Origin of the sequence: Globicatella sanguinis NBRC 15551, from assembly GCF_001552295.1 — a bacterium.
GTDB lineage: Bacteria > Bacillota > Bacilli > Lactobacillales > Aerococcaceae > Globicatella > Globicatella sanguinis.
Genome location: NZ_BCQX01000068.1, coordinates 1 through 12,446, shown reverse-complemented (window position 1 = coordinate 12,446; position 12,446 = coordinate 1). Strand labels below are relative to the sequence as shown.

9 protein-coding genes and 1 other annotated feature are annotated in these 12,446 nt (G+C 36.3%); of the genes, 2 read left to right on the top strand and 7 right to left on the bottom strand.

What is annotated here, in order from left to right; genetic code table 11:
- Positions 1–303 (top strand): transposase (locus GSA01S_RS06785; RefSeq protein ID WP_157064788.1); only part of this gene is annotated, 303 nt, incomplete at its 5' end.
- 123 nt (positions 304–426) lie between these two features.
- On the opposite strand, the gene GSA01S_RS06780 is transcribed toward GSA01S_RS06785, so the two are convergent.
- The 4 genes from GSA01S_RS06780 to GSA01S_RS06765 form a co-directional block, all read right to left on the bottom strand.
- Entirely contained in the window at positions 427–1,206 is a 780-nt protein-coding gene (locus tag GSA01S_RS06780) for an ATP-binding cassette domain-containing protein (protein WP_066126062.1), read from the bottom strand.
- Positions 1,203–2,159 (bottom strand): iron chelate uptake ABC transporter family permease subunit, encoded by a 957-nt coding sequence (locus GSA01S_RS06775; RefSeq protein WP_066126060.1) that lies wholly within the window; start codon positions 2,157–2,159, stop codon positions 1,203–1,205. The genes GSA01S_RS06780 and GSA01S_RS06775 overlap by 4 nt, the downstream gene beginning before the upstream one ends.
- On the bottom strand, positions 2,156–3,109 hold the full coding sequence (locus GSA01S_RS06770) for an iron chelate uptake ABC transporter family permease subunit (RefSeq protein WP_066126058.1): 954 nt from the start codon (positions 3,107–3,109) through the stop codon (positions 2,156–2,158). Before GSA01S_RS06770 ends, GSA01S_RS06775 begins: the two co-directional genes overlap by 4 nt.
- Positions 3,110–3,641: 532 nt before the next feature.
- Positions 3,642–6,272 carry a valine--tRNA ligase gene (locus tag GSA01S_RS06765; protein WP_066126056.1) on the bottom strand — a complete coding sequence of 877 codons (2,631 nt, stop codon included), beginning with the start codon at positions 6,270–6,272 and terminating at the stop codon, positions 3,642–3,644.
- Positions 6,273–6,358: 86 nt separating this feature from the next.
- Positions 6,359–6,567, bottom strand: a binding site (T-box leader).
- A 480-nt stretch (positions 6,568–7,047) separates the two neighbouring features.
- On the opposite strand from GSA01S_RS06765, the gene GSA01S_RS06760 reads away from it, so the two are divergent.
- The gene (locus tag GSA01S_RS06760; protein ID WP_066126055.1) at positions 7,048–8,535 is read left to right on the top strand and encodes a DUF1846 domain-containing protein; all 1,488 of its coding nucleotides are present in this window, start codon (positions 7,048–7,050) and stop codon (positions 8,533–8,535) included.
- Positions 8,536–8,870: 335 nt separating this feature from the next.
- Here the strand turns inward: GSA01S_RS06760 and GSA01S_RS06755 are convergent, their stop codons facing one another.
- The 3 genes from GSA01S_RS06755 to GSA01S_RS06745 all read right to left on the bottom strand — a co-directional run bounded on the left by GSA01S_RS06755 (position 8,871) and on the right by GSA01S_RS06745 (position 12,344).
- The gene (locus tag GSA01S_RS06755; RefSeq protein ID WP_066126054.1) at positions 8,871–11,231 is read right to left on the bottom strand and encodes an endonuclease MutS2; all 2,361 of its coding nucleotides are present in this window, start codon (positions 11,229–11,231) and stop codon (positions 8,871–8,873) included.
- A 240-nt stretch (positions 11,232–11,471) separates the two neighbouring features.
- Positions 11,472–12,023, bottom strand: coding sequence for a CvpA family protein (locus GSA01S_RS06750; RefSeq protein WP_066126052.1), 552 nt, complete (start codon positions 12,021–12,023; stop codon positions 11,472–11,474).
- Positions 12,024–12,044: 21 nt separating this feature from the next.
- A complete protein-coding gene (locus GSA01S_RS06745; RefSeq protein ID WP_083513241.1) occupies positions 12,045–12,344 on the bottom strand; it encodes a cell division protein ZapA in 300 nt (99 codons plus the stop codon).
- Positions 12,345–12,446 lie beyond the last annotated feature (102 nt).

Here is a 12,446-nt window from a genome sequence, read left to right as displayed (position 1 = left end):
CGATTTGATACTCCTGCTCAGTTACAAGCTTTTGCTGGCCTTGATCCAACCACTCATCAGTCTGGAAAATTTATCGCTACGGGTGTTTCTATGGTTAAACGTGGCTCTCCTTATCTTAGATGGGCTATCCTCAATGCTTCTAGGTTAATAGCTATGAGAGATCCTTGCTTTAAAAATTATTATCAGGGAAAGAGAAAGGAAGGTAAACACCACTACGTTGCTCTTACACACGTTGCTAAAAAGCTAATCAGAGTTATATTTAAATTACTTAAAACAAACACTCAGTTTGTTCCTCAAACATAACTTCATTTTTAAAATTGCCTTTTTTCAAGGCTTATTTGCCATGCTCATTTTTATTAGATTGTCTTTTGCTATCTTTCATAAAATTCTTTTGTTTTCTACTTGACTTCATATAGTTAGTCTTTTTTATAGTTCTGAATCATCATAAAAATTAATAATGGGATACGGATAATGTTCAATCCGTTCAACTTTTATCCCATACAATGGTTCTAAAATCGTTGGGGTCATGATGTCATTCACACAACCTTGAGCATAAATTTTGCCCTCTTTCATGGCAATAACATAGTCAGCAAATTGAGCAGCGATGTTAATATCATGCACGATCATCACAATCCGTTTTTGATATTGTACGACTAGTTTTTTTAATAAACTCATCAAGCTAATGGTTTGACTAATGTCTAAATTGTTTAGTGGCTCATCCAATAATACAAATTCCGTATCTTGTGCCATAATCATCGCTAATAACACCCGTTGACGTTGACCACCTGATAATTCATCAATGTATCGTTCAGACATTTCGGTCAGATTTAAATAATTTAAACATTCGGTAACCTTGGTCCTATCTTTAACTGTCAGTTTGCCTTTGCTATAGGGATAACGTCCAAATTCAACAAATTCGCGTACTGTCAGTTTAACGTCAAAATGTGATTGCTGCTTTAAGATGGACACTCTTTTAGCAAACGAATCTCGAGACCATTCACTTAGGCCTTTTTGATCCAACGTGATGGTTCCGGCATCTGCTTGCTCCAAACGACTCATAATATTCAGTAAAGTTGACTTACCAGCTCCATTGGGCCCGATAATGGCAGATAATTTTCCTTTAGGGATTTCTAAGACGACATCATCTAAAACCACTTGCTTTTTGGCACCATGAAGATAGCCTTTAGTAATATTGGTGATAATCATTTTAAAACCCTCTCTTTCTTAAATAATAATAGGAAAAACATCAAACCACCGATACCTTCAATCATAATATTTAAATTAAATTGTAAATTAAAAACACGTTCAATTAATAACTGTCCACTTAATATCAACACCAACCCAAACAAAATCCCAATCGTTAATCGTTCTAAATGATGGTGTTTAGGCGTTAAATAATAGGTAATATTAGCCACCATGAAACCCAAAAATGTCAAGGGGCCAACAAAGGCCGTGGCGGTACCTAACATCAAAACAATTAATAACAACAAGCGCTTAGTTTCTTTTTGAATATCCACTCCCAATGTTAAAGCCGTGGTCTTACCTAAATGGTAGACATCCAATAAATAACGTTTATAAAAAAAGTAACCATTCGTTAGTATCGCAATCATCAAAGCAATTCCCAACAATTCTTTTGAAACAGATTGGAAAGAAGCAAACAAACGGCTTTGTAAAGCTAAATATTCATTAGGATCCATCAATACTTGAAAAAAGGTACTCAAATTGCGTAAAACAGTACCAAAAATCATCCCAATCATTAACCATATCGATTCATTAACCGTTGACAGCCAATCAATTTTGGCAAGATATAATGATAAATAAAAGATGCCAAGCATTAGTCCTATTTGAATTAAAAATAAGATAAGGGCATGATTCATCAACTGACTCAAATAATGATAGCCCATAAAATAAATAAGCGATTGAATTAAAACATATACAGCATCCATACCGATGATACTTGGCGATAAATAACGACTGTTGACAATTGTTTGAAAGACAATGGTTGTTGGCACAATCAACAAAATAACGATTAAAAAACTCAGTAACTTGGTTAATCTTGCTTTTTGAACATAAGCGGTTAATTGAAAGAAATCCAATCCAATATAAAGCAATCCTAATCCTAATACTAAAACCGATAAAGTCAATACACGCTTTTTCATGATTGCCACTCCCTTCTTTTTAAAACAATCCATAAGAAGAGACAACCACCCAATACCGAAATAATAACCGAGACTGGGATTTCGTACGGCCGAATCAATGACCGAGCCATTAAATCACAAACAAGAACAAACAGACTGCCGCTTACCATTACCATTGGAACTGATTTCTGTAAATTGTCCGAATAAAATAGCCGTACTAAATTAGGAATGATGACCCCAATAAATGGTAAAGTCCCAACAGTCATTATATTAACCGCTGATATTACAGCGACAATAGCAATGACTAAATAACGCATCGCATCATAATGAACGCCGACGTTTTGTGAAGCGGAACGTCCTAATTGCATAATCGTTAAAGGGCGAACGATCAATGGTAATGACATCAGTACAATCAGTGTTAACCACAACCATTCATAGCTTCCTTTTTGAATTAAAGCAAAATTCCCTTGTTGCCATGAACTGATACTTTGCACTAAATCAAAATGATAAGCAATAGCGGATGCAAATGAACTAATTAATTGACCAAAGATCATCCCAAATAAAGGAATGGTCCAAGCTTCTTTCACTTTAATTCTAGCAATCAGCATAAAAAAGAATAAAGTAAACACAATTGCACTTGTAAATGAAGCTAACATTTTGCTTCCAATCGTTACTTCTGGCGATAACCATAAACTCAATAACAAGCCTAATTTGGCAGCTTCAACAGTCCCCACAGTAGAAGGGGCTGCAAACCGATTTTGCGAAATGACTTGCATTAATAAACCGGCTAAACTCATACTACTCCCTGCTAAAATAATGCTAATGGTTCGTGGCACGCGCGCTTGCCAAAAGATTAAATGTGAACGCTCATCCCATTGAAATAAACTTTCAAATCTTAAATTTTCAGGTCCCATCAATAAAGACGCCACCACGATTACCAAAAACAAACTATATAGAATTGATTTTTTCATGTTGACCTCCTTATCAGATTTTACTCCCTAACTATAACACATTATTTCACAAGTTTGTGCATTTTAACGTAAATAAGAATAATTCCAAAATAGCATAAAATAATTTTATATTTTGCTATAATAACCAGTATAACGCTTTAATATCAAGGTTTTTGTGCCATTTAACACTTAATCAAACTTTGTGAAAAACCCCTTATATTAAGGCATAAAAAATAGTATGTCGTATCCATAAAAATACAACATACTATTAAAAATATTGATACAGTTTAACAAACGGTTTTAGGAGCGAACCAGAAGTTGAAAACTAAATTATTTTCGCTTCGTTTGTTCTTCTCCATAAAAGTTGGGAGAGGGTCTCAAACAAGTCTTCAAGATTCGGTTGAGGCCACTCAACCACTGCGCTTATAATTAGCGCGCAATAACTTGACTGATTTTTTCAAAATTATTCTCAGCTACCTTGAGACACGGTTTGAGGCCACTCAACCCTGTACTTTTGATTGTCGATCATCAACTTGATTGAAGGATGCCCAGCCTATAATTGGCGAAGATGCGCGATTCTTTCTTGGACTGCTGCTAATTGTTGTTCATAATCAACTTGTTTTGCACGTTCAGCTTCCACTACTGCTGCTGGAGCTTTGGCTACGAAGCCTTGATTACTTAATTTTTTAACTACACGATCCACTTCTTTTTCAAGTTTCACTACTTCTTGTTCTAAACGTTTGATTTCATCTTCAATTTTAATTAAGCCTGCTAGCGGCATTAAAATTTGTGCAAATGGTAATGTTTGAGACACCACTTCTTCTGGTGCATTCGGAGCTAAGGCAATTTCTAATGCCTCAGGATTACAGAAGCGTTCAATATAAGCTTTATTGGCTGTTAATAAATCCATTGTCGCTTCATCATTCGCTTTGATGAATAGGTCCACTTTCTTAGATAATGGCGTATTCATTTCATTGCGAATCATGCGCACTGCGCGGATAATCTCCATAACTTGTTCCATTGCTTTTTCTGATTGAGCATCACGATAGTTTTCATCTACTACTGGATACTTAGCCACCACAATTGATTGACCGGCTGGCGCGATTTGTTGCCAAATTTCCTCTGTAACGAAAGGCATAATTGGATGAGATAATTTTAAGATATTATCTAAAACATGAACTAAAATCGATTTAGTAGTAGTATTATCACGCGAATCATCTTGTAACTGTTCTTTCGTCATTTCAATATACCAGTCACAAAAATCATCCCAAATAAAATGATACAGCACTCGTCCTGCTTCTCCGAATTCAAATTTATCGAATAAACGCGTCACATCTTCAATCACATTTTGTAAACGCGCCATAATCCAACGGTCTGCTAAGGTTAAATCTTCACCAATCTTAATATCTTCAATGGTCATCTCACCAACATTCATCAAGGCAAAACGACTCGCATTCCAAATCTTATTAATAAAGTTCCATGCAGCTGCTAATTTTTCTTCACTATAACGAACATCTTGTCCCGGAGCCGAACCATTGGCTAAGAACCAACGTAAAGCATCGACCCCAAATTCATCAATGACGTCCATTGGATCAATCCCATTACCAAGTGATTTAGACATTTTACGTCCTTCGCTATCACGAATCAAACCGTGTAATAAGACATTATTAAATGGTCTGCGACCAGTAAACTCTAATGATTGGAAAATCATCCGACTCACCCAGAAAAAAATAATGTCATACCCGGTTACCAATGTGCTAGTTGGGAAGTAACGGTCAAAATCAGTTGTTTCTTCTGGCCACCCCATGGTAGAAAATGGCCATAAAGCACTAGAAAACCAAGTATCTAAGACGTCTTTATCACGTTCCCAATTCTCTTCATCTTCAGGAGCAACCTCTCCTACATAGACTTCGCCAGTTTCTTTATGATACCAAGCAGGAATTTGATGTCCCCACCATAATTGACGTGAGATAACCCAGTCGTGAACATTTTCCATCCAAGTTAAGAATGTTTGATTAAAGCGTGGTGGGAAGAATGATACTGCATCATCTTCAGATTGATTTTGAATGGTTCTTTCAGCTAATGGCTTCATTTTAACAAACCACTGCGTCGATAATATTGGTTCCACAACCGCTCCACTACGTTCAGAATGCCCGACACTATGTGGATGATTTACAATTTTAACCATTAACCCTAATTCTTCAAGGTCTTTAACGATTTGTTTTCGAGCAACAAAACGATCTAATCCAGCATATTGACCCGCTTTATCATTCATCGAACCATCTAAATTCATGACGTTTAAACGTTGCAAGTTATGACGATTGCCTAATTCAAAGTCATTTGGATCATGAGCGGGTGTTACTTTCATGGCTCCCGTTCCAAATTCTACATCGACATAATCATCGGCGATAATTGGTATTTCACGATTCATTAATGGTAACATCACGGTCTTACCTATTAGATGTTGATAACGCTCATCTTCAGGATGAACAACTACTGCCGTATCACCGAGCATAGTTTCTGGACGTGTAGTCGCAATTTCTAATACTTCATCACTACCCACAACCGGATAATTAATATGATAAAATGCTCCTTCAATGTCTTTATGAATGACTTCAATATCTGACAAAGCAGTCATCGCTTTCGGGTCCCAGTTAATAATATACTCACCACGATAAATTAAGCCTTTTTTGTATAACTCAACAAAGACACGATTGACAGCTTTATTAAGACCTTCATCTAAAGTAAAACGTTCACGAGAGTAATCAACAGAAACGCCCATTTTACCCCATTGTTGACGGATAGTTTGAGCATATTCTTCTTTCCAGTCCCATACTTGTTGGATGAACTTTTCACGACCTAAATCATGACGACTAATCCCCTCTTTAGCTAATTTTTCTTCTACTTTAGCTTGAGTCGCAATACCAGCATGGTCCATACCTGGTAACCATAAAGTATCATAGCCTTGCATTCTTTTTTGTCGGATAATCATATCTTGTAACGTTACATCCCAAGCATGACCTAAGTGTAATTTACCAGTGACATTTGGTGGTGGGATGACAATTGAATAGGGTTCCGCATTCGGGTCTTCAGAAGGTTTAAAGACACCTGATTCAACCCATTGTTGATATTTTCCCGCTTCTACCGCTTGCGGATTATATTTGGTTGACATTTCTTTTTTCATAAGAAACTTCCTTTCTTTCATTCATTGCGATTTACTGATTAAGTTGGATGCTAGTTATTTGAAAATAAAAAAGCGCCCCTTGTTGAACAAAGGACGTTTAAATAACGTGGTACCACCTAATTTCAGACACAAATCCGAGTATCTCTCCATGTTGTTAACACAGTATCTTCTGCGTAAAGTACTACTATTAGTTCACACTTTAAAGCTCCAAGCTACCTTCATCAACTATGAAAACTTTCACCGACTGTTTTCTCTCTGAAAAAGCGTTGACTACTCTTCTCTTCATCGCATTCATATTATGTTTTACATTCTAACAAAATAACCGGATAGTTTCAAGCACTAATCAAGCTTGATAATACTTCAATCATCAAGTATTAGCGATTATTCTTGCTTAATGCCATCATGATATCAAAAGTTCGTCCAACAGTAAAAGAATCAATAATTAGTAGCGAATAGTTTTTACCAAATTGAAATATAACTTGGAACCTTATGTTATATTTTTAAAAATAATATTTGTGGTTAATTGACATCGCGTTAGGATAGCGAATAAACCACGCAAGCACAGTGCTATCAAATAATCGAACTATAACTTGACTGAATGGATCAAGTTTATGATAGTCGCCTTTAGAAGCTGTTCGATCCCTCTCAATCATAGGACTAACAAAAAAGATGGAACCAAAAATAAATTTTTTCATTTTTACCTAGTCTCAGGACTTTTATTTTAGATTAATTTTGGTACAATGGTTAAATGAGTTATAGCGAGAGGAATGATAATATGAAAATTGGATTTGATAGTGAAAAGTATCTTGATGAACAAAGTCAATACATTATGGAACGTGTTAATCATTATGATAAATTATACCTCGAGTTTGGTGGAAAATTAATCGGGGATTATCATGCATCTAGAGTTTTACCTGGTTTCGATCCAGACGGTAAAATTAAGCTATTATACCGTTTACGTGAACAAGCTGAAATTATCATTTGTATTTATGCCGGAGACATTGAAAGTAACAAAGTTCGTGGCGATTATGGCATTACCTATGACCAAGATTTATTAAAATTAATTGATGATTTACGTCATTGGGATTTAAGTGTTAACAGTGTTGTCATTACTCGCTTTACTGGCCAATCACCTGCACAACAATTAAAAACTAAGTTAGAACGTCGCGGTATAAAAGTTTACACACATGGGCATACTCAAGGTTATCCGATGGATATTGATACTATTGTTTCAGAAGAAGGCTATGGTCAAAATGAATTCATCAAAACCACTAAACCTTTAGTAGTTGTAACTGCCCCCGGAGCAAATAGTGGTAAATTAGCTACTTGCTTAAATCAACTTTATCACGAAGTGCAACATGGTCATTCAGCTGGCTATGCCAAGTTCGAAACTTTCCCTGTTTGGAATTTACCTCTCGACCATCCAGTAAATATCGCTTATGAAGCTGCTACGGTTGACTTAGAAGATGTCAATATGATTGACACCTTCCATTTACAGCATTATGGCGAAACAACGGTCAATTACAACCGTGATATTGAAGCTTTCCCATTGTTAAGAAGAATTTTAACACGTATTAATGGCGGTGCCGAAATTGAATATCACTCCCCTACGGACATGGGCGTCAACCGAGTAGGGTTTGCGATTACTGACCAAAAAGTCGTGGAAGATGCCGCTAAACAAGAAATTATTCGACGCTATTTTGAATCTCAAACTGCTTATAAAAAAGGGACTGCTACCCTCGCAACTGCTCAAAGAAGTAAATTAATTATGGACGAAATGGCATTGACAACTGATGATCGTCCAGTCGTTGCGGCCTCACTGCAAAAAGCGGAAAAAGAAGGCGTTCCGGTTGTAGCCATCGAATTACCAAATCAGACCATTATAACCGGAAAAAGCAGTGAAATGATGACGGCTTCGGCTGCGTGTGTCCTCAATGCGATTAAAGCTTTAGCCAATATCAGTGATGATTTACATTTATTGACACCAATGATTTTAAAAGCGATTGACGATTTAAATAGTACATATTTAAAACGTCGCAATCATGTTTTAAATACCCATGAAATTCTAATTGCATTAAGTATTTCAGCCGTTACCAACCCCACTGCTGACTTAGCTTTAAAACAACTCGATAAATTAAAAACATTACAAGCTCATAGTACGGTTATTCCAGCAAAATCTGATGAAGAATCTTATCGTAACTTAGGAATTATGATGACCAGTGAATCTGAATTTGCTAGCGATTATTTATTCTACGAAGGATAATCACCTAGTTCCATCACAAAATTTCGTACTTTGACGTGAATTCGAACAAGGTTCTGTCTCAATCAACATACCATATAATTATTGCAGTGATATTAATGACTCGAGTACTAATCTGTTAAACTGAGTCATTGAAAAGTACTTAATTTAATCGTACTAAACTAAGCAATAGTCCAATAAAATAAACGAGCAAACTCTTTATTGCTGAGAGGTTGCTCGTTTTTTAATCTAAAATTGATGTGCGTCAGCGAAAAATAGTACCTAATGAGAAATAGCGCTCAAAATTGATCGATAAGCTATTTTATTAATATTGAGTGATAACTATTGACTTGGCTTAATTATTTAAAATAGACCACGGTTGAACCATTGCCGCCAGCATTCGGCGCTGAATATTCAAAATGATCGACTTGTGGATGGCGTTTTAAAGCTTCACGAACCCCTTGTCTGAGGGCTCCTGTTCCTTTTCCATGAATGATGGTCACCATTGCGTGATGCGATAATAAGGCACTATCTAAATATTGACTTAAGCGATGTAAAGCATTTTCATAGCGTTCGCCACGTAAGTCCAAGGTGGTTTGTACTTTCGGACCTGCGCTACGCTGAACGTTCACTTTTACTTTCGATTCCACTTTATCCAATGGTTCTAATTCATCAGCTTTTACTTTCATCTTCAGAATACCCATTTGGACAATATACTCTTCGGCGCCTGTTTGTTCAACAATGGTACCTCGTTGTCCATAAGAAATGACTTCGACATCATCGCCTTCATGAAATTGGCGTTGACGTTTCGCACGACGAAGTACTTTATTTTTCTTAAGGTTTTCTGGCATTTTCAAATCATCAAAGGCATTTTTCTTATCTATTAAGACATGTTCCTTAATATTATCACGACTACCTTGTTCTAATTGTAACTCACGAATTTCTTGAAGTATTTTTTCTGCTTGATTTTTAGCCTCTTCTACTTTTTCATTCGCTTCTTGTTTAGCTTTTTCAACGATTTGATTTTTTTGCTCTAACCAACGATTATACTCTGTTCGTAAGTCTTTATGAAGTTGTTCAGCTAAAGCAAGCTGTTCCAAAGCTTCTTCATGGGCTAATTCAGCTTCACGACGCTCCCGTTCTAAATTCGCTACCATTTCATTGACGGACTGAGTTTCAGTGTCAATGCCTCCACGTGCTTCTTCTAAAATATCCGCTCGTAGTCCTAATCGTTGAGAAATGTCAAAAGCATTACTACGTCCTGGCACACCAATTAATAGACGATAAGTTGGCGATAATGTCGTAATATCAAATTCCATACTGGCATTGATGGTTTTTGGCGTATCGTGTGCATATAATTTGAGTTCAGGATAATGTGTAGTGGCCATGACCGTTGCGTCGACTTTACGGAAATAATTCAAAATCGCCATTGCCAAAGCGGCCCCTTCTTGCGGATCAGTACCTGAACCTAATTCGTCAAATAGTACTAGCGATTGATAAGTCGCTTGTTCTAGAATACGGACCGTATTGGTCATGTGACTCGAGAACGTCGATAAACTTTGCTCGATCGACTGCTCATCTCCAATGTCTGCAAAGATATCGTCAAAGACACCCACTTGACTTCCTCGATCAGATGGAATATGCAATCCTGTTTGCGCCATCATTTGTAGTAAACCCAGCGTTTTTAAGAGAATGGTTTTCCCACCGGTATTAGGTCCCGTAATAATCAAAGCACGATACTCTTCGCCGATAATGATATCATTGGCTACAATATCTTTAGCATCTATTAAGGGGTGACGCGCTTGCCACAATGCTACATGATTATCCACTGAAAATTTCGGCTTTACTGCCTCGAACGCACGAGCATGCTCTGCTCTTGCTTGAATAAAGTCTAATTCACTAACCATTAATTGATTGTGTTTTAAAGATTCATAATGTGGCATCAATTCGACTGATATTTCCATCAAAATTCGTTCAATTTCTTTACGTTCAGCCACTAATAATTCAGCCCGTTTTTGATTTAAAACCATTACCGCTTGTGGTTCGATATAGAGTGTTTGCCCCGTACTACTTTGGTCATGAATACGGCCGCCAAATTGATTACGGTATTCTGCTTTAACCGGTAAAACATACACATCATTACGCATGGTCACTAAGGTATCGGATAGTTGACTCGCTTTTGATTTGACTAATTGGTTTAATTGATTACGGATTTGTTCTTCTGTTTGTGTTTGTTGACGGCGAATTGAAGCTAGCTCGGTGGAAGCAGTTGACAAAACACTCCCCTCTTCAGTAATTGATTGTTCAATTAATTTTTCAACTTGAGGCAAATGAACACATTGGTCGACCCACTTTGATAAAGCCGGATAAACTTTATCATCCTCAGCCAACTCGTCAAAAAAAGTAATTAATTGTTTAATCGTTTTTAACAGACGACCTACTTGTGCAATCTCCAATGCATTTAAACTGGCTTCTAATTTTAAACGTCTTAAAGCCGGTGCTAAATTATTTAAACGAGGTATCGGCATGACTTTACGTTGTGTTAAAATGCCTAATGCTTGCTCAGTTTCTAATTGCCATTCTTCAAGCTGGTCTAAGTCAGCACTAATCCGCATGGCTTGTACTTTTTCTTTTCCTAATTCTGTTTGAATATATTGTTGTACTTGTGCTTGTACTTTAGCGAATTCTAATGTTTCATAAATTTTTGTATTGGAACTCATCGGACACTCTCCTTCAAAAAGACAATAAAGGAGTGGGCAAGAAGTTGAAAATCGATTGATTTTCGCTTCGTCTGACCACTCACCACTACGCTATAAAATAATCAGCTGGAACCAAATAGAATTTTTAAGTCGATGACCAGCCTCTTTCAGACGCAGTTTGAAACCACTTATCACTGCGCTATAAAATAAACAGATGAACTAAATAGAATTTTTAAAGTTTTGTCCAGCCTTATCATTTGTTTATCCAAAAGGATTAACCGTTAACCACGTTTCTGCCGCCCATTTTGATAGAAAAGGCGTATCAGCAACAATGCGATAAGCGAGTGGATTATCAACAAACTGTTGTTGAATAAACTCAATTGGAATTAACGATAAAATAAATAAAAAGATATAAATCATGACAAAAGTAATCAGTAGATTGATTAAGCCACCACCAATATAATTAACAATACTTAAAACATTATAATAAGTAATTCTAGTGAAAAACACGGCTAAAAACTTCGTCAATAACCAACCGATTAACCCAATAACGACGAAAGTAACAGCGCGGTAAAATGCTTGGTCTACTAAAAAGCTTTGTGCTTCATCATAAAATATCAAATTAGTATTTTGCTGAACGGATGGAAATGGAATAATCATCTCGACATATTGAGATAAGGGTTCAAAATATTTGGTAGCTAAGATAAAAGTAATAACATAACCTAACAATTGCACCAATTGCATTACTAAACCACGTCTAAATCCGGTATAAAAACTATAGGCTAAGATAATTAAAATTATAAAAGTTAACATCAGACAGCCTCCTCTTTAAAATTATTTTCGATATGGAATATTAGCATTTAATTTAGATGATGCTGGAGCTGCTTTTAACTGTTCAAGCTCTGCTTCTAATTCCATAATTTTAGCTTCTTTTACGAGTTGATCACTGACAGCATTGACTGCCATTAAAATACTGTGATCCATAATAGATAACTGAGGGGCTAATTCAGATAATTGACTTAATTGATTATTCACTAATTCAACTACTGCCTCCATGTGTTCGTTTGAACGTTCACCAACAATTGTATAAGGTCGCCCAGCAATCGTCACATTAAAACGACGTTTCTCGCTCACAATCTTCTTCCCTTCTGCTATAGTAGTATTTAATATACACTATATTTTATCAGAAAACAGCGTTTATTGCACGTTTTCTAAGAAGTTTGATAGTGTCAAATT

Bases quoted from the DNA above. Each gene is read 5' to 3' on its own strand.
- GSA01S_RS06780 (WP_066126062.1), bottom strand. From the start codon at position 1,206: ATGATTATCACCAATATTACTAAAGGCTATCTTCATGGTGCCAAAAAG.
- GSA01S_RS06775 (WP_066126060.1), bottom strand. From the start codon at position 2,159: ATGAAAAAGCGTGTATTGACTTTATCGGTTTTAGTATTAGGATTAGGA.
- GSA01S_RS06770 (WP_066126058.1), bottom strand. From the start codon at position 3,109: ATGAAAAAATCAATTCTATATAGTTTGTTTTTGGTAATCGTGGTGGCG.
- GSA01S_RS06765 (WP_066126056.1), bottom strand. From the start codon at position 6,272: ATGAAAAAAGAAATGTCAACCAAATATAATCCGCAAGCGGTAGAAGCG.
- GSA01S_RS06760 (WP_066126055.1), top strand. From the start codon at position 7,048: ATGAAAATTGGATTTGATAGTGAAAAGTATCTTGATGAACAAAGTCAA.
- GSA01S_RS06755 (WP_066126054.1), bottom strand. From the start codon at position 11,231: ATGAGTTCCAATACAAAAATTTATGAAACATTAGAATTCGCTAAAGTA.
- GSA01S_RS06750 (WP_066126052.1), bottom strand. From the start codon at position 12,023: ATGTTAACTTTTATAATTTTAATTATCTTAGCCTATAGTTTTTATACC.